20 protein-coding genes, 3 tRNA genes and 1 pseudogene are annotated in these 15,861 nt (G+C 65.5%); 17 read left to right on the top strand and 7 right to left on the bottom strand.

Annotated features, from left to right (window positions below; genetic code table 11):
* Positions 1-2 precede the first annotated feature (2 nt).
* Entirely contained in the window at positions 3-461 is a 459-nt protein-coding gene (locus A5785_RS04115; protein WP_049700158.1) for an acyl-CoA thioesterase, read from the bottom strand.
* Between the two features lie 276 nt (positions 462-737).
* Here A5785_RS04115 and A5785_RS04110 point away from each other — a divergent pair, with 276 nt between their 5' ends.
* Entirely contained in the window at positions 738-1,784 is a 1,047-nt protein-coding gene (locus tag A5785_RS04110) for an alpha/beta hydrolase (protein WP_231894224.1), read from the top strand.
* A 215-nt stretch (positions 1,785-1,999) separates the two neighbouring features.
* Here A5785_RS04110 and hisC read toward each other — a convergent pair whose 3' ends face one another.
* Entirely contained in the window at positions 2,000-3,073 is a 1,074-nt protein-coding gene (gene hisC / locus A5785_RS04105; RefSeq protein ID WP_049700156.1) for a histidinol-phosphate transaminase, read from the bottom strand.
* Between the two features lie 189 nt (positions 3,074-3,262).
* On the opposite strand from hisC, the gene A5785_RS04100 reads away from it, so the two are divergent.
* From A5785_RS04100 to A5785_RS04080, 5 genes are all read left to right on the top strand, one after another.
* A tRNA-Ser gene (locus A5785_RS04100) sits at positions 3,263-3,354 on the top strand.
* A 40-nt stretch (positions 3,355-3,394) separates the two neighbouring features.
* Positions 3,395-3,470: transfer RNA gene (locus A5785_RS04095), tRNA-Arg, on the top strand.
* Between the two features lie 210 nt (positions 3,471-3,680).
* Positions 3,681-4,442: an aquaporin Z gene (aqpZ, locus tag A5785_RS04090; protein ID WP_049700155.1), complete on the top strand. Its 762-nt coding sequence runs from the start codon at positions 3,681-3,683 to the stop codon at positions 4,440-4,442.
* Between the two features lie 134 nt (positions 4,443-4,576).
* Complete coding sequence (locus tag A5785_RS04085) at positions 4,577-5,326, top strand: hypothetical protein (protein WP_049700293.1); 750 nt, start codon at positions 4,577-4,579, stop codon at positions 5,324-5,326.
* A gap of 151 nt (positions 5,327-5,477) precedes the next feature.
* A complete protein-coding gene (locus A5785_RS04080; protein ID WP_049700292.1) occupies positions 5,478-6,026 on the top strand; it encodes a putative glycolipid-binding domain-containing protein in 549 nt (182 codons plus the stop codon).
* Between the two features lie 4 nt (positions 6,027-6,030).
* On the opposite strand, the gene A5785_RS04075 is transcribed toward A5785_RS04080, so the two are convergent.
* On the bottom strand, positions 6,031-7,035 hold the full coding sequence (locus A5785_RS04075) for a prephenate dehydrogenase (protein ID WP_082938005.1): 1,005 nt from the start codon (positions 7,033-7,035) through the stop codon (positions 6,031-6,033).
* A gap of 115 nt (positions 7,036-7,150) precedes the next feature.
* Here A5785_RS04075 and A5785_RS04070 point away from each other — a divergent pair, with 115 nt between their 5' ends.
* Positions 7,151-7,693: a tRNA adenosine deaminase-associated protein gene (locus A5785_RS04070; RefSeq protein ID WP_005208124.1), complete on the top strand. Its 543-nt coding sequence runs from the start codon at positions 7,151-7,153 to the stop codon at positions 7,691-7,693.
* Positions 7,694-7,743: 50 nt separating this feature from the next.
* Positions 7,744-8,205 carry a nucleoside deaminase gene (locus A5785_RS22795; protein WP_082938012.1) on the top strand — a complete coding sequence of 154 codons (462 nt, stop codon included), beginning with the start codon at positions 7,744-7,746 and terminating at the stop codon, positions 8,203-8,205.
* Positions 8,206-8,686: 481 nt separating this feature from the next.
* On the opposite strand, the pseudogene A5785_RS23875 reads toward A5785_RS22795, so the two are convergent.
* Positions 8,687-9,022, bottom strand: a pseudogene (locus A5785_RS23875) (NAD-dependent epimerase/dehydratase family protein); the annotation flags it as partial.
* A 337-nt stretch (positions 9,023-9,359) separates the two neighbouring features.
* On the opposite strand from A5785_RS23875, the gene A5785_RS04055 reads away from it, so the two are divergent.
* The 4 genes from A5785_RS04055 (at position 9,360) to A5785_RS04040 (ending at position 10,944) form a co-directional block, all read left to right on the top strand.
* Entirely contained in the window at positions 9,360-9,998 is a 639-nt protein-coding gene (locus A5785_RS04055; RefSeq protein ID WP_049700153.1) for a TetR/AcrR family transcriptional regulator C-terminal domain-containing protein, read from the top strand.
* A 122-nt stretch (positions 9,999-10,120) separates the two neighbouring features.
* Entirely contained in the window at positions 10,121-10,390 is a 270-nt protein-coding gene (locus tag A5785_RS04050; RefSeq protein WP_049700152.1) for a hypothetical protein, read from the top strand.
* A 172-nt stretch (positions 10,391-10,562) separates the two neighbouring features.
* Positions 10,563-10,772, top strand: coding sequence for a CsbD family protein (locus A5785_RS04045; RefSeq protein WP_049700151.1), 210 nt, complete (start codon positions 10,563-10,565; stop codon positions 10,770-10,772).
* An 81-nt stretch (positions 10,773-10,853) separates the two neighbouring features.
* Positions 10,854-10,944, top strand: a tRNA-Ser gene (locus A5785_RS04040).
* A gap of 58 nt (positions 10,945-11,002) precedes the next feature.
* On the opposite strand, the gene A5785_RS04035 is transcribed toward A5785_RS04040, so the two are convergent.
* Together A5785_RS04035 and A5785_RS04030 are read right to left on the bottom strand one after the other, a co-directional pair.
* A complete protein-coding gene (locus A5785_RS04035; RefSeq protein ID WP_064864695.1) occupies positions 11,003-12,109 on the bottom strand; it encodes a tyrosine-type recombinase/integrase in 1,107 nt (368 codons plus the stop codon).
* A complete protein-coding gene (locus A5785_RS04030) occupies positions 12,096-12,626 on the bottom strand; it encodes a helix-turn-helix domain-containing protein (RefSeq protein ID WP_082938004.1) in 531 nt (176 codons plus the stop codon). The genes A5785_RS04035 and A5785_RS04030 overlap by 14 nt, the downstream gene beginning before the upstream one ends.
* 111 nt (positions 12,627-12,737) lie before the next feature.
* Between A5785_RS04030 and A5785_RS04025 the strand changes: the two genes are divergently transcribed.
* Positions 12,738-12,926 carry a hypothetical protein gene (locus A5785_RS04025; protein ID WP_064864691.1) on the top strand — a complete coding sequence of 63 codons (189 nt, stop codon included), beginning with the start codon at positions 12,738-12,740 and terminating at the stop codon, positions 12,924-12,926.
* Positions 12,927-12,979: 53 nt separating this feature from the next.
* Here the strand turns inward: A5785_RS04025 and A5785_RS23210 are convergent, their stop codons facing one another.
* Positions 12,980-13,243 (bottom strand): hypothetical protein, encoded by a 264-nt coding sequence (locus A5785_RS23210; RefSeq protein ID WP_156525438.1) that lies wholly within the window; start codon positions 13,241-13,243, stop codon positions 12,980-12,982.
* A gap of 100 nt (positions 13,244-13,343) precedes the next feature.
* Between A5785_RS23210 and A5785_RS23205 the strand changes: the two genes are divergently transcribed.
* The 4 genes from A5785_RS23205 to A5785_RS04005 form a co-directional block, all read left to right on the top strand.
* A complete protein-coding gene (locus tag A5785_RS23205) occupies positions 13,344-13,550 on the top strand; it encodes a hypothetical protein (RefSeq protein WP_156525439.1) in 207 nt (68 codons plus the stop codon).
* Complete coding sequence (locus A5785_RS04015; RefSeq protein ID WP_064864684.1) at positions 13,547-14,119, top strand: hypothetical protein; 573 nt, start codon at positions 13,547-13,549, stop codon at positions 14,117-14,119. Before A5785_RS23205 ends, A5785_RS04015 begins: the two co-directional genes overlap by 4 nt.
* The gene (locus A5785_RS04010; RefSeq protein WP_064864682.1) at positions 14,120-14,467 is read left to right on the top strand and encodes a hypothetical protein; all 348 of its coding nucleotides are present in this window, start codon (positions 14,120-14,122) and stop codon (positions 14,465-14,467) included.
* Positions 14,461-15,861: hypothetical protein (locus tag A5785_RS04005; protein ID WP_064864680.1), on the top strand; the 1,401-nt coding region annotated here is incomplete at its 3' end. The genes A5785_RS04010 and A5785_RS04005, both read left to right, overlap by 7 nt.

Raw genomic sequence — 15,861 nt, 5'->3', positions numbered from 1 at the left:
CTTCAGGCGCGTGACCAGGACCGCAGGTGATCTTTTTCGACGCCGGTGAGTCGTCGAAGCGAGTGTGCCTCAACGTCGACGACGGCCATCTGGGTGCTCGCGACACAGGCGGGTTTGGAATCGTCCTCGGCGTGCGCGCCGCGGATCTCATAGCCGATGGTGAAGTCGACCGATCGAAAACCCTTGATCCACATGCCAATCCGCAACGGCGAATCGTCGTGCCGTAGTTGGCTCTGGTATCTGATCTCGACGTGGACGATCATCGCGCTCTTGATCAGTTCCGCCTGGGACCCGGTCGGTGTGTCGGCTTCAGCAGCCAGAGTGGTTGCCATGACCAACCATTGGATGCGGGCCTCCTCCATGAGGGTGACCATCCGCGCGTGGTTGATGTGACCAAAGGCATCCATGTCCGACCATCGCACGGGGACCTCGGCGACGAATGCGAAATCTCCGACACCCATACCGCGCTCACCTGCGGACTTCGTCGAACTATCCAGATCCTTTGGTGTCGTCACAATAACAACCTTATGTCGACGTTGCGCGAAGACGGTTCGGGGATGTTGGTTGCCAGGAACGACACGTACCCTGTGGACGACACCGGCCGCAGTGGGAGGGGAACCCACTGATGCGGGCCGTCCTGACATTTCAAGATGTGCGCACGACGATGAGATGCGCACGATCGCGAGTGCCCGACCTGGATGGTCGGTGCACTCCGAAGAGTTCGAGGAGACACTTGCATGGGTGGGCGTTGGAGGATCACGGCTGCGCGTCGGCGCACGGGAGGTAGTGGGTCGGTGATTCGACGATCTGCCGTGCTCGCGACCGCGCTTGTCGGATTCTCCGCGCTACTCACCGGCGTTCCCGCCGTGGCGGACGCAGCACCCGTGCCCGTCGCGAAGATCGCGAAGGTTGAGAAGCTGGGACCGCTCAGGACCGACGTCTGGGTCACGTCGCCGTCGATGAAGACGAAGATCAAGCTGTCGGTGCTGACCCCCGCAAATGCGTCGGGTCCGCGACCAACCGTCTACATGCTCGACGGCGCCGGAGCCGAGGGCGACGTGAGCGACTGGATCACCAAGGGCCACGCGGGCCGCTTCTTCGCGGGCAAGAATGTCAACGTGGTGCTGCCGACCGGCGGTAAGGGCAGCTTCTACACCGACTGGCAAAAGCGCGATCCCAAAGTGGGACAACCCATGTGGGAGACCTTCCTGGCGAAGGAGCTCCCTCCGCTGGTCGACAAGAAATTCGACGGCAATGGGCGCAACGCGATCATCGGCCTGTCGATGGGCGGCCAGGCGGCTTTCGCACTCACCATCCGTCATCCGTCGACCTACAGCGGACTCGCCTCGCTGTCGGGCTGTCCGCCGGTCTCCGGCGCTGCCAATGAGGCATACGTACGCACGACGGTCGGCCGCGACGGCGGCGACGCGACGAACATGTGGGGCCCGTTCGGCTCCGCAGGCTGGGACGCTCACGATCCGGCCAAGCACCTCGACGCACTGCGCGGCAAGGACATATTCTTGGCCGCCGGATCAGGCGCCATCGGCCCGCTCGACCTGCAGCGTCGGATCGAACCCGACGAGGGCCCACCCGAGGCCGTGACGGCGTCGTCGTCGGCGCTCGAGCTGGGGGCCTACCGCTGCTCGCTGGAGTTCGCCGCGACGATGCGCGCCAACAACGTGCGCTACACCGACGGCTTCCGCCTGATCGGCACGCACACCTGGGCCTACTGGGAGCAAGACCTCCCCGCCGCCTGGCGCACCGTCTCGCGCGGCCTGTACTGAGCCGCGCGGCGCCCACTCGGCCGTTTTAGGCGCCCACTCGGCCGTATGGGGCGCCCACTCGACGGTGACCGCACGGTCGACTGGGCGCTCGGGACCGTCGACTGGGCGTCTTATCCCGTCGACTGTGCGCTCGGGACTGTCGACGGTGCGCTCGGGACCGTCGACTGGGCGCTCCAGACCGTCGAATGGGCGTCTTATCCCGTCGACTGTGCGCCTTATCCCGCCGAGTGGTCCTCGGCCCAGCGGGTGGCGAAGGTTAGGAAGGCGTCGTTATCCTCGGCCTCGGTGACGGTCACGCGCACGCCGTCGCCGGCGAAGGGTCGGATGATCACGCCTGCGTCGCGCGCGGCGGCAGCGAAATCGGTTGTCGCGTCGCCGAGTTCGATCCAGACGAAGTTCGCCTGCGTCGCCGGGACGCGATATCCCATGTCGCGCAATTGCTCTGCGACTCTGGTGCGCTCCTCGACGATCGCCTCGGTGCGCGCGAGCAGCTCGTCGTCGGCGTCGAGGCTTGCGATGGCCGCGGCCTGGGCCACCGAGTTCACGGAGAACGGTACGTGAGCCTTGCCGAGCGCGGTGATGACCTCGGGATGCGCGATCGCATATCCGACGCGCAGCCCCGCGAGTCCGTACGCCTTCGAGAATGTCCGCAGCACAACCAGATTGGGATACTCGCGGTGCAGTTCGATGGCGTCGTACGCCTGCGTCTGCGACGGTCGCATGTACTCGAAGTACGCCTCGTCGAGAGCAACGACGACGTCGCTGGGAACCTTCGCCAGGAACGTCCGCAGGCTGTCGGCGTCGACGATGGTCCCCGTCGGGTTGTTCGGGTTGCAGACGAAGATCAGGCGTGTGCGGTCGGTGATCGCGTCGGCCATCGCGGGGAGGTCGTAGCTGAGCTCGTCGGTCAGTGGGATCTGCACGGGCACAGCTCCGACGAGACGGGTCGCCAGGGGATAGGTCTCGAACGACCGCCACCCGAACAAGACCTCGTCGCCCGGCTCGCACGTGATTGTCACGAGGTTCTGGCACAGGCTGACCGAGCCGCAGCCGACCTGGATCTCGTCCTCGGTCACGCCCAGACGCTTGGCGAGCGAGGCCGTCAACTCCACCATGCCGTTGTCGGGGTAGCGGTTGATGGTCTGCAGCGAGTCGGTGATGGCCTGCTCGACGCTGGGCAGCGGCCCGAACGTCACCTCGTTGCTCGCGAGTTTGATCGCGCCGGGAAAAGTGGCACCGGGCACGTAGACGGGCAGTTCTTCGAGGTGAAGGCGAAGGCGGAAACTCACACGTCAAATGTAGGACGCGAGCGTGCCCATGCCGAAACCGGCTCATGCGAGACGCCGTCTGCCCGTGCTCCACGACGCCTTTGCGAGGGTCTGTCCATGCAGGTCGTCGCGCCCCGTAGCTCGCGGTTTGCTTCGGACTGATGACCGTGTGTAATCTTTCCACTCGGCAGTTCGAAAGGACTCCGCCAAGGAGGCGTGCCAGAGCGGCCGAATGGGACTCACTGCTAATGAGTTGTCTCGCTAAAACGGGACCGGAGGTTCAAATCCTCTCGCCTCCGCCACCGCAGTCAGCCTCGACCGCGGAGAACTGAATAACGCTACGCGCCCGTAGCTCAACGGATAGAGCATCTGACTACGGATCAGAAGGTTTGGGGTTCGAATCCCTACGGGCGCACCACACACTCCCCGTCACCGGTACTCGGTGGCGGGGAGTTTGTCGTCGACGGATCGCGTCCGGCGTCGACCGGAGCGCAGGTCTGCACATGGTCTCGCCGAGGTCACTGTTGTGAATCGGACACTGAGAATCTGCAATCATCGGTGATGTACTGAAGTGGCAGAAGTGCTTGATGTGACATCCGGTCCCGAGTCGTACGACGAGAGGAACTCTATGCCTTCGCCCATTGCAAAAATCACTGCCGAGTTGTTCGGCACGTTCTGGCTGGTCTTCGGCGGTTGCGGTACCGCGATCTTTGCCGCGAAAGAGGTGGCCGTCGGTGACGACACCGGCACCCGAATCCAGGTGGGTGTCGGCTACCTCGGCGTCGCCCTCGCCTTCGGTCTCACCGTGGTCACAATGGCGTACGCCCTCGGTCACATCTCCGGAGGCCACTTCAATCCCGCCATCACGCTCGGTGCATGCGTCGGCGGACGTACTCCGTGGCGCGACCTGCCGGGCTACTGGGTCGCGCAGATCGTCGGCGGTCTGCTTGCGGGCCTCGCCCTCTGGGGTATCGCCTCGGGCAAACCGGGGTGGTCGCGTGAGGGGAATATGGCTGCCAATGGCTACGCCGAGCACAGCCCCGGCAACTACACGCTTGTCGCGGTCATCGTGGCCGAGATCCTGCTGACCGCGTTCTTCCTGATCGTCGTGCTCGGCGCGACGGACGTCCGTGCACCAAAGGGTATGGGCGCCTTGGCAATCGGCTTGGCGCTGACCCTCATCCACCTCATCTCGATCCCGATCTCCAACACGTCGGTCAACCCCGCACGCTCGACGGGCGTCGCCTTCTTCAACGGCAACGGCGCACCGGGACAGTTGTGGGTGTTCTGGGTTGCCCCGCTCGTCGGTGGCATCATCGGCGGCTTGCTCTACCCGCTCCTGTTCGAGGACGGACGCTTCAAGTTCGCGCCCGTGCAGAACACCGTCTAACCGAACACACACGACGGCCGGCCCGGGCGCGATGCCCGTGGCCGGCCGTCGCGTCGTCGTGGCGGTCCGTATCGTCGGGATCAGGGATTGCGGCGTCAGGGATGTCGGCAGGCAGTGGAGACGGGAGCGTCAGCATGGGACAGCAGGAGGCGGGGCCGCGGCCCGAGGACCTCTATCGCGCGCCGCTGATGCCTGGCCTCTACCCGCCGCTCGGATTCGCCCCCGACGGCACGCCGCGGTTCGTGCCCGGCCAGCAGCCCTCGCAGACTGCCGCCGGACCCCAGACCTCCGCGCCCGGAGGCGCGACACCCCCACACGGTGGACCCCCACCCGACGAAACAGGACCCGACCCAACGGACTTCGACGACGAGCGGCGTCAGCCGAAGTCGCCGGGAAAGTTCGGCACGGGAGTGGTGTTCGCGCTGGTCGCAGCCGTCGTTCTCGGTTTGGTCTTCTACGGATTCTCGCTGATACGGCAATCCGGCGCACAGTCGCAGGACGCGCCCGCGACCCTGACGATCGTCGACCCCACCGTTCCCGACGTCCCGACCCAGCAACAGCAGCCGGGCAACCCGATGCTCCCGCCCGGCGCGACGCCTGCACCGCGCGACAGCGACACCGCGGGCCGATCCGTCACCTACGACGCGACCATCGAGGGCAGCGGGACCATCCTCTACGTCGACGACGTCGGCCTGCGCAGCGAGTTCACCCCACCGCCCACGTGGCACCTCGAGTTCACCGCGGGATCGGCGCCGCTACGACTGCTGGTCCTCGCCGGACAGAACAGCTCGGCGTCGTGTGAGATCAAGGTCGACGGCCAGAGCGTCTCGATTGATCGGGTCGACGCAGGGTCTGCCCGACGGACCGCTTCGTGCCGCGCGTGACCGTAACGAAGTGATGGAGACCGGCATCCGATGTGTGTAGCGGCCTCTCGCTCGCTACCGTAGACGCGTGAGTACAACCCCAGCCCCTGATCACGACACCGCAGCGAGCGGCGGATCGGTCGACACCGCTCCGGTTCGGGAGTACAAGACGATGATCACCTGGCGTGGTGTCGGAGTCGACAGACTCGAGCAGGTACGCCTGCACGTGTCCGGGCTGCGCATCAAGGCATACGGTCGGATCATCTCGGCGGCTACCGCCGACTCGGAGGCGTTTTCCGCCTCGTACGAGCTGATCACCAACGACGCGGGCGTGACGAAGCGACTCTCCATCCACCTCCTCCGGGAGAGCGGCGAGAGCCAACTCGGACTCTCCCACGACGACGAGAACCTCTGGCTCGTGCGCACCAACGGAGACACCATCCGCAGTGACTTCGACGGCGCGCAGGACGTCGACCTGGCCATGTCGCCGATGTTCAACGCGCTGCCCATCCGTCGATTCGGCCTGAACACAGCACCGACCGACGTCGAGATCCCGGTGGCGTACGTCTACCTGCCGACCGGCGAGGTCAAGCCGGCGCAGATGCACTACACCTCGGGACCCGACGGCATCGACGTCGTCTCGCCGATCGCGACGGCCAAGATCACCGTCGACGACAACGGCTTCGTCGTGAACTACTCGGGACTGGCCGAGCGCGTCTGAGGGGTCACCCCAGCCAGACTCGCCCCTCGTGGGCCTGTTTACGCATGTCCGACGCCCAGCCGGGCGCGCCGACGCTGACCCCGACAATCGGCTCCCGACCCCGCGCCGCCATCTCCTCGTAAGCCATGCGCGCGCGATGTCCGTCGTCGATCAGAGCGGCAACGCTGCCGGAGTCGCGCAGTTCGTCGCGTGCCTGGACGAGACGGTCGATCGCCTCGCTGAGTGCGTTGAGTACGGCGATGTCGTTGGCCTCGATCATGGCGCGCTGCAGCGTGGGTTCGGTCGCGGCAACGCGCGTCCCGTCCCGGAAACTGCCTGCTGCCAGGCGTAACGCAAGGTTGCTCTCGCCCGCGCCGACGGCGGCGGTGTCCGCGGCAAGCAGGTGTGGAACGTGCGAGATCGCCGCGACGGCCCGGTCGTGTGCGTCCGGCGCCGCGGGGACGACAACCGCTGACACCTCCAACGCGAGCTCTGCCACCGCGGTCCAATCGTCGGCGTCCGTGTCGTCGGACGTGGTGACCATCCACATCGCATCGGTGAACAGCGTCGGATCGCATGCGTCCCATCCGGACCGGCTCGTCCCGGCCATCGGGTGCCCTCCGACGTAGCGCGCGTGTGGATGAAGCCTCGAAACCTTTTCCGCCACAGCCTGTTTGACGCTGATGACGTCGGTGAGCAGGCATCGCGGTGCCGTTTCGGCGATTGCACTCAGCAGCGGCTCGATCGTCGTGACCGGGGTGGCCAGCACGATGATCGCGTCGTCGGCTGCCGCGCGTTGCAGCGTCGCAACCAGATCCGACGAGGCGTCGTATCCAGAATTCGACGCCGCGTCGACGGTTGCCTCGGAGCGGTTGTAGCCGAACACGTCACGACCGGCCGCCGCCAGGGCCTGCATGAACGACCCGCCGATCAGTCCGAGGCCGAGGATGCAGACCGGTCGTCGAGTCGTCGCCGTCGTCTGTGATTCCTGCGCGGTCTGCGGTTGGCTGCCCTGCTTGTCTTCGGTCACAAGGTCCAGATTCGCACATCGGTCTCGGGTCTCGGAGCGCGTGGCGACGGAGTGTAGGCGACCTGAGTCGGAAGGGGATTGGGGCGGGCGTCGATTCTCGACTACCGTGAGCGTCATGGCAGGTGCCGGCGCTGGGGTTTCGGACTCCAACAAGCAGCAAGCGATCGACGATATCGAGGGTTTCGCGGTAGCCGTGGTCCGCGAGGATGCCGCTTGGAAGGTCAAGGCGCTCGACGAGTCTGCCCTGACCGACCTGTCCGCCGCCGAGACGCAATTGCGTGAACTGCGGGCAGCGGGTGCCGTGTTCGGGCTCCTCGACATCGACGACGAATTCTTCATCGTCGTCCGCCCGGCCCCCGGCGGTGCGCGACTGCTGATCTCCGACGCGACCGCCGCGATCGACTACGACATCGCCGCCGACGTCCTCGACGCCATCAACGTCGACGTCCCCGATCTCGACGACGACGAGCTCGACGACATCGACCCGTGGGAGGAAGGCGACCTCGGCGTGCTCTCCGACCTCGGACTTCCCGACGCGGTGATGGGCGTGATCGTCGGCGATACCGACCTCTACGCCGACGAGCAGATCGGCATGATCGCCGCGCGACTCGGATTCGCCGACGAACTGTCGAAGGTGCTCGACTCGCTCGGACACTGAAGGCTCCGCAGGTGAACGGCGGGCGTGACGCGTCGCGCGTTCGGGATCAGATGAGCCTGTGGGATCAGATGATCGGTGAGGCGCTGTCTGCTGCCGTCGACTCCTCCGGACCCGACGACGTCCCCATCGGAGCCGTGGTCTTCGACCCGGCGGGCGTCGAACTCGCGCGTGCCGGGAATCGCCGTGAACTCGACGCCGACCCGACCGCCCACGCCGAGATCCTCGTGCTACGTGCCGCCGCGCGCGCCTTCGGTGACGGGTGGCGGCTGCCCGGATGCACAATCGCGGTCACCGTCGAGCCATGCACCATGTGCGCCGGAGCGATCACGCTCTCACGCGTCGACTCACTGGTCTTCGGCGCTTGGGAACCCAAGACCGGCGCCGTCGGGTCGCTGTGGGACGTCGTCCGCGACCCTCGCCTCGCCCACCGCCCGCAGGTCCGCGGCGGGGTGCGGGAGGCGGAGTGTCGAGAGCTGATGGTCGGCTTCTTCGACACGCGTCGCGAGGGCTGAGCCGTCGACTGGGCGCTCGAGACCGCCGACTGGGCGCTCGAGACCGTCGAGTGGGCGCTCGAGACCGTCGACTGGGCGCTCGAGACCGTCGACTGGGCGCTCGAGACCGCCGACGGTGCGCCCCTGGCCGCTCCCGTCCCGGCGTGACGACGGCGCGCTCCGGTCCGTCGTAGCTCCACGCCTTCTCGACGTCGTCGATCCCGAACGCTGCGTAGGGCACCTGCAGGGCGCCGGACGCGATCGCATCGATGACCGCTGGTATCGAGCGCATCTGCTGCTCGGCCGACACCGAACCCGCCCCGCTGCCCGAGATGGTGATGTTCCGCGATCGCAGGAGCGTCGACGGTACGGCTGCATGCGCCCCGGCGAGCGACCCGATCTGGACGTACGAGATGTGAGCGTCGTCTTCGTGCAATCCCTGCCGTCCGAGTGCCGCGAACGTGGCCTCGGCGATCGGGCCCCAGACGTAGTCGAGGACGAGGTCGGGCGTCGACGCGGCAACGGCCTCAGCTAGCGCGCCTGCCGGATCGTCGACATCGAGTTCGACGACGTCGACGTCGGGCGCGCGCAGGCTGCGCAGCACCGCCTGGTTCCGGCCGGCGGCGATGATGTGCTCGGCACCCAGGGCCCGAGCGCTCTGAACCGCCAGGCGACCCGACATCCCCGTCGCGCCCAGGATCAGCACGGTCCCTAAACTGCCGCGCGCGTCGCGGTGGGCGTGCAGCGGAAGCCATCCGGAGCCCGCAGGATTGACCCCTGCGGCCACTGCGAGCGGGTCGGCGTCGTCGGGAACAGGAAATCCGTCCTGTGCCGCCATGCGCTCGGCCATCGTGCCCCACGGAGGTGCGATGCGTCCGGTGTAGCGCAGAGAACCGTCCGCTGCGCGCACCACGGCGTCGATGCCGGGTACCTGGGGATATATGCCGGAACTTCCGTAGTGGCGGCCCGCCGCCAATGACCTGACGATCTGGTGCAGGCCTGCGCCCACGAGCTCGAAGAGCTCGGTTCCCGCGACGACCTGCGGTTCGTCGAATGTTCCGGGCACCGGGGTCCGTCCGGCGTCGGTGATGATTGCTGCCTTCATGACGAGTCTCCTTAACTTTGTTAAATCGGGTCTGCATCCAGACTCCCTTAACTTTGTTAAGCTGTCAACCGTGCCAACAGGAAGACCCAAGGGGCTGAACCGCGCCGACATCGTGCAAGCGGCGTTGGACCTCCTCGACGAGAAGGGCATCGACGCCGTCACGGTCCGCGCCGTGGCGACCCGACTCGGAGTCAAGGCGCCCGCGCTCTACTGGCACGTCGAGAACAAGCAGGCGCTGCTCGACGAGATGGGCACCGAGATTCAACGTCGGGTGATCGCCGAACTCCGTGCGCAACCGATGGGGGTTTGGCCCGAATCGGTGGCGACCTACGCGCGCGTACTTCGTCGCGAGTACCTCGCGCATCGCGACGGAGCGCGCACGTTCAGCGGAACGCGATTGACCGACCCGGAGGTGCTGCGCGCGCAGGAACCGTGGCTCGAGCAACTCGTCGCGTCGGGCGTCGATCTGGAAAGGGCTGTGAGCGCGGTCGAATTCGTGACAGCTTTTGTCGTCGGATTCGTCATCGAAGAGCAGGAGCGCGCTCAATCGGGGGAGCCGCGCTATTCACTGTCGGATCGGACCGAGATGCTCGGGGACGACGTCCCGCTGGTCGTGGAGGCCGGTCGAGTTCTCTTTGGCGATCGTGAGCAGCGATTCGAGCGCAACCTCGATGGCATCGTCGACGCGCTGCGGCGGGCTACCACCTGATCGCTGGGGGTGTCGAGACGTGCACAAACCAGGGTTCTCACCGAAAGACACAGTCGCCGCGGTGTGGCAGGTTGGTAACCGAGCGTGGAGCATCGGGCTCTGCATGGCGAGGAGTCGACATCATGAGTGAATCAAGCGACAAGATCAACGAGGCCGTGGAGTCGGTCAAGGGCAAGATCACCGAGTTCACGGAGAACGAGAAGGTTCAGGATGCGGTGGGCACAGCGAAGGAGAAGTTGACCGAGTTCACCGAGAACGAGAAGGTTCAGGATGCGGTGGGCACAGCGAAGGAGAAGTTGACCGAGTTCACCGAGAACGAAAAAGTTCAGGGCGCTGTGGGCACGGCGAAGGAGAAGTTCGGCGAGATCAAGGACAAGCTCCTCGGCAAGTGAGACCTGCCCTCGATCGAGAACGTCATCGGAGTTCAGGTGTGTGCGAGGGTGATTCGGACAGGCTTCGACGCGGACAGATTTCGATCTAACAGGCGTACTTCGACGGTGTGTACGGTGGGTTTCAGGAGACGCGAAAACCGCGCTCTGGTTCGCACACGCGAAGGAGAGTTCTATGGCAACCACTGATGATGCACAGAACAAGGCAGAAGAGCTCAAGGGTCGGGGCAAGGAAGCTGTCGGAAGCCTGACAAACAACGACGACCTCAAGAATGAGGGCAAGGGCGACCAGGCTGTAGCCGAAGGCAAGCAGAAGGTGTCTGAGGTTGCCGACAAGGTCAAAGAAGGCGTCGACGGCCTGAAGAACAAGCTCACCGGCCACTGAGCCGTTTGGCGCGGTGAGTGACATGCGCTTCGCTGACCTGCTGATTTAGTGTCAGACGCCAGCTGCGGTACAGTCTTCCGCGGTGGCGTGTCCGAGCGGCCGAAGGTGCAGCACTCGAAATGCTGTGTGCGGTAACCCCGTACCGAGGGTTCAAATCCCTCCGCCACCGCCAGAAACACCCCCTCATCTACGCAGATGAGGGGGTGTTTCGCTGCCTGGGATAGGAGTTGTCAGGCCTCGCGTGGGCACGTTTTGGGCACACTCGGCGAGTAACGCGCGTTCAATGTTGAGGCCACGGCGTCGAGGTCGTCGTCGAACAGGTCCGCGTAGACGTCGAGTGTGACCTTCGCGGAGGTGTGTCCGAGCATCCGTGCGAGCGCGAGGACGTTGACGCCAGCTGATACGGCGAGGCTTGCTGTTGTGTGTCGCAGGTCGTGCGGGGTGATGGTTTGGACACCTGAACGCTTTACCGCGCCGGCGAACCATCCGCGCGTTGACTTCGGTCGCGCGAGGTAGCCGCCGCGTGGCCCTGGGAAGACGAGTTCGGTCAGATCGCGTCCGCGGCACTGGACGGCGAGTTCGTCGAGAACGAACTGGGGGACTGGTACCGACCGGGTTTTGCGTGACTTCGTTCTGCCGACGACGTGTTCGGAACCGAGCTGTACCGCGTTGTCGTGGACGGTGAGTCGTCGCCGCAGGAACTCGACGTCCCGGATCCGCAGCGCGACGAGTTCGCCCCAGCGCAGTCCGCAGTAGGCAAGGGTCAGGACGATTGCCCGGTGATCGCCGGACTCCTCGGCGAGACGCGCGACGTCGTCAGCGGTCAAGTAGATATGTCGTTTGCGTGTCTTGCGTGGCAAGTTCTCCACGCCGCGGGCCGGATTGGTTACGACGCGCCGCGCTTTCACCGCGTCATCGAGGATCGCGGCGAGAACGCCGTAGGCGCGAATGATTGTCGTCGCTCCGGAACCATCTCGGTTCAGGTCGGCTATCCACTGCTCGACTTGTCCGACGTCAATGTCGGTGACGCGCCGACGACCCCATCGCGGTTCGACGTGGGTGCGCCACGCAGATTCGAGTGTGCGGTAGTTCGAAGGCGCGACGTCGGATTCTTTGCGTGACAACCAGGCCGGCGCGAGTTCGCCTACGGTGATCCGCCCGAGTGTCGGCGAGATGTACTCACCGCGTAGCTTCTCGACCTCGACGGTCGCGGCGTACGCCTCGGCGAGCCTCTTGGTCTTGAATCCACGCTTCTTCGTTTGCGTGTGATCTGGTGTGCGGTAACGGACTTGGTACCGTCGTCCGGCCTTCGTCGTGTACGCCTCAATCGTCGCCATCGTTCTCCCACTCCTCGAGCATGTAGTCCGCATTGCCGATCCGGTTGCTCTCGAGCACCCCGGCGTCCTGGTCGACGAGTACGCGCCGCTCGATAGCGAGACTGCGCGCGGTGCTGGACACCGATCGGTTGATGCGGGGGAACATGCCCGGTCTTGACCTGAGTACGAAGTCGATGCCACTTCCGTGAGGCGACCAGTAGCCCTCGAGGAACAGCCAGAGTTCGCGGCTGCTCACCGATGGCAGTCCCGTCGCCGACGTCGTTTGGTCGGACTCGCTGACTAGCAGTGCGCCCGGTGAAACATCAAGTGCCACAGCCAGTGTCATGAGGTCGTCGACGTCGACTCTGCGAGCTCCGTTCTCGATCTGACTGAGGGTGGTGTAGCTCAGTGGTCGGTCAGTTTCGTTCAGTCGTTCCGCGAGTTGGCGCAGTGTCAGTCGCTGGTCATTTCTGATGCGTGCGATGTTGCGGCGCACTGTGTCGCCTGTAGCTCCGATCTCAACCCGTCTTGTTGCCATGATCGAAACAATAGTTCGGTACTTGTAAACAGTCGAGTGGTGCGGTACTGATTGAACAAGACCCAAACAAGTGGGTACGAAACACGCACAGGTGAGGAGAGTTGAACAGACATGATTCCTGCGAGCGAAATGAAGGAGCGGTTCCCCGGCACGACCGACGGCTTCTGGGGACAACTCCGTATTCAGGGCAACGGGCCGAAGTTCGTGAAGGTCGGCCGCAAGGTGTTCTACCGCCAGGAGGACATCGACGTGTGGGTTGCATCCAACACGCTCGAGCGCACCGATCAGGCGGCTTCGTGAATCGCTACCAGCAGTTCGAGGGGCACTCAGACTGTGGTCTCGGTGCCGATGAATCACAGATGCGCCGGTTCACGCGCCCGGTCGAGAGGGTGGAGCGGAGTCGAGTAGCTGTGACGGCGCCCCAGCTCGCAAGTCCCGATCACAGCGATGACGAGGATCGCCTCGATATCCGGATCCGGGTCGGGATGCTCACGCGGGCGGCCGATCTGCTGCACGAAGTGCTGCTCGAGACTCCCATGACCGACCAGTACCGCGGTCGCCTGCGAGACCTCGCTCTTGCCACCAAGGATGTCGCCGACGATGTCGCGCGATCCCACGATCTTCGGGCTGATCGGCCCGGACAAGAAGATGCCCCCGGTCCGGCGGCCACCGGCTCCGAGGGCGACGTTCCAACCCCCACGAAAGAGGAGAACTGACGTGAACGCTACACCCCTGCCGCGACACCTCACAGCGACGGGACGAGCCATGCCGCTCGGTCTCGACGACGATCTGGCCCGCGACGCGCTGCTGGACGCGATGGCGCACATCGAGCCTTTCGACGTGACGGATCTGCTGGCACTCGCCGAACTGGCCGGAGATATTGCCGACGGCCGTCTCGTCCTGCAGACGGTGGTGACCGAATGACCACGCTGCCAAAGGACACCAGCGCCGCCACGATCCTCACCTGCGCAGAGTGCGGCGAGGAAGCGCAGATCGTCGGCGCCTGGCCCGACGACACCGCCGACGACATCGACCAGATCGTCGAGGACTGGAACGCCGCACACATGCACTGCGGTGAGCCTGCCGAGCTGACCGAGTGGACGCATCTTTCCAAGGCCGGAGACAGCCAGACGCTCATCAAGCATGGCGGCGACCTCGAGAAGATGATGCCGCTGCCACGGCCAACCTGGGCGGATCGGGAACGTGATCAGATCGGCACCAGTCTGACCGGTAGCTGCTACCGATCGACCATCGCATCGGTTCCGGTGACTCACGCGGTCGGCTGGAGCTTCCTGGATGACCAAGAGTGGGTGACCGCCCGGGTCAACGTGTCGGCCAAGTTGTTCGGCAACGGCGTCGCGATGGTCGGGCTGACGCTCGCGAAACCGGCGACTGAGGCCGGAGGGCATGTCGGAGTGTCGTTGACGGTCGACGAGGCTCGGCAACTCGCTGACGTCCTCACTGCGGCCGCGAAACTGGCGGTCTCGCAGTAGATGGCTGTCAACTACCCAGCAACCCGGTCCTTCATCGTGCGGGCCGGGTTGCTGGTGCCCTCGCCCCAGTTCGCCACCCCCGGCTGGCTCGACCTCGACCCCGCCGACCCACGTTGGCGGTCGTCGATCGCGCGAGCCGCCCTCGCCTGGGCGTACGAAACACACACTCTGGCAGAGACTTTGGCCGATCAGCTCCGCGCCGACGACAAACTCGCCCGCCAACGACTGCGCGAGATGAGTCACGACCTATCCGCCGCGACCAGCTGGGCATCCAAAGCCAAGGTGATCCGCGATCGCGCCGAGTTCGACCGCGAACACCCCGACCTTCGAAGGAGACCCGCATGCTGACCGACGCCGACGAGTTCTGGAACTCCCGGCCCGTCCTGGCCCACATCCTCGCGTTCGCCCGCGCCCGAATGGTTGGCCCGTGGGCACTGCTCGGCTCGTTGATCCTGCGCGCCAACGCATCTCTGGACCCGACTGTCGTGTTGCCACCCACGATCGGCGGTGTGGCGAGCCTCAACGTGTTCGTCGCGTTCGTCGGCCGATCGGGTCACGGCAAAGGCGCCACCGAAGCTGCCGCGCGTGACGCGACGAACCTGCCGCAGTTCCCCGAGCTTCCCATCGGGTCCGGTGAAGGGCTGGCACGGACGTTCGCGGCCGACGCAGACGGCAAGCGTGAGACCAACAGGGCCATGTTCACCGCGTCCGAGGTCGACGGCCTTGCCGCTCTCGGCTCACGCCAGGGCGCCACCATCATGTCGGCACTTCGTCAGCTCTACTCCGGCGAGTCGATCGGCGGAGCCAACGCACAGAAGCACACACGCCTGATCGTGCCGGCCCACTCCTACCGCGCCGTCCTGTCAGTCGGAGTGCAGCCCGAGCGCGCCGCGCCGCTGCTGTCGGATCTCGCTGGCACCGCGCAACGGTTCCTGTGGCTCCCGGTCGCCGACCCCGACGCACCCGACACCCGACCTACCGAGCCTGAACGGTGGACCGTGCCCCGCACCCTCGTGCCGGCCGACCGCCAGGTTCGCCTCGCCCTGCCCGACGAGGCCGTCCGAGCGATGGAAACTCATCACCTCCGCAAGCTCCGCGACGACCCGGACGTCAACCCACTCGACGGTCACGCGTTGCTCATACGGGCGAAAGTTGCGTCCGCACTCATGGTGCTCGACGGCCGGATGCACACCGTGAGCCTCGACGACTGGGAACTCGCGGGCGTGCTGATGCGGGTCTCCGATCGCACCCGCGCACGCATCGAACGGGAGGCGCGAGCGGTCGCCCGCAAGGTCAACGAGGCACGCGCGATCGCGGCCGCCGAACGCGACGAAGTCATCGCCGACCGCAAGCTGCAACGCGCCCGCGCGGCCATCCTCCGATGGCTCGAACGCGACGGCGAACTCGCCACCCGAGACCTCCGAATGCGCGCCCGATCGGACTGGCGAGACGCTCTCACGCCCGCACTTGCCGACCTCATCGCCGACGGTTCGGTCATCGAAATCTCTGTGACGAATGGCACACGATATCGGTTAGCAGGGGGGTCCATCGAGGTCCACCCCGGTCCATCGCCCCTGACCAGCGAAAACAGGGGTCCATCGGCAGGTCCAGCCACAGACGATGGACCCCCAAAACCGCAGGTCAGAGGCGATGGACCCAAAAACAACGATGGACCCCCCGAAAAAACAGAAAGTCAGGCGTCTGTGGCTCACCCACACGAGCCGCAGACGCTCCACGTCCTC

This window comes from Gordonia sp. 852002-50395_SCH5434458, from assembly GCF_001665905.1.
Taxonomy (GTDB): Bacteria; Actinomycetota; Actinomycetes; order Mycobacteriales; family Mycobacteriaceae; genus Gordonia; species Gordonia jacobaea.
The sequence above is the reverse complement of the archived record's forward strand: the minus strand, read 5'-3'. Positions and strand labels throughout refer to the sequence as shown.

What these genes read in the sequence shown, in the direction of transcription:
- A5785_RS04115 (WP_049700158.1), bottom strand. Translation starts at nt 461, where the DNA reads ATGGGTGTCGGAGATTTCGCATTCGTCGCCGAGGTCCCCGTGCGATGG.
- A5785_RS04015 (WP_064864684.1), top strand. Translation starts at nt 13,547, where the DNA reads ATGACCACGCTGCCAAAGGACACCAGCGCCGCCACGATCCTCACCTGC.
- A5785_RS04030 (WP_082938004.1), bottom strand. Translation starts at nt 12,626, where the DNA reads ATGGCAACAAGACGGGTTGAGATCGGAGCTACAGGCGACACAGTGCGC.
- A5785_RS04010 (WP_064864682.1), top strand. Translation starts at nt 14,120, where the DNA reads ATGGCTGTCAACTACCCAGCAACCCGGTCCTTCATCGTGCGGGCCGGG.
- A5785_RS22795 (WP_082938012.1), top strand. Translation starts at nt 7,744, where the DNA reads ATGAGCCTGTGGGATCAGATGATCGGTGAGGCGCTGTCTGCTGCCGTC.
- A5785_RS04050 (WP_049700152.1), top strand. Translation starts at nt 10,121, where the DNA reads ATGAGTGAATCAAGCGACAAGATCAACGAGGCCGTGGAGTCGGTCAAG.
- A5785_RS04035 (WP_064864695.1), bottom strand. Translation starts at nt 12,109, where the DNA reads ATGGCGACGATTGAGGCGTACACGACGAAGGCCGGACGACGGTACCAA.
- A5785_RS04110 (WP_231894224.1), top strand. Translation starts at nt 738, where the DNA reads ATGGGTGGGCGTTGGAGGATCACGGCTGCGCGTCGGCGCACGGGAGGT.
- A5785_RS04045 (WP_049700151.1), top strand. Translation starts at nt 10,563, where the DNA reads ATGGCAACCACTGATGATGCACAGAACAAGGCAGAAGAGCTCAAGGGT.
- A5785_RS04070 (WP_005208124.1), top strand. Translation starts at nt 7,151, where the DNA reads ATGGCAGGTGCCGGCGCTGGGGTTTCGGACTCCAACAAGCAGCAAGCG.
- A5785_RS04025 (WP_064864691.1), top strand. Translation starts at nt 12,738, where the DNA reads ATGATTCCTGCGAGCGAAATGAAGGAGCGGTTCCCCGGCACGACCGAC.
- A5785_RS04080 (WP_049700292.1), top strand. Translation starts at nt 5,478, where the DNA reads ATGATCACCTGGCGTGGTGTCGGAGTCGACAGACTCGAGCAGGTACGC.
- aqpZ (WP_049700155.1), top strand. Translation starts at nt 3,681, where the DNA reads ATGCCTTCGCCCATTGCAAAAATCACTGCCGAGTTGTTCGGCACGTTC.
- A5785_RS04085 (WP_049700293.1), top strand. Translation starts at nt 4,577, where the DNA reads ATGGGACAGCAGGAGGCGGGGCCGCGGCCCGAGGACCTCTATCGCGCG.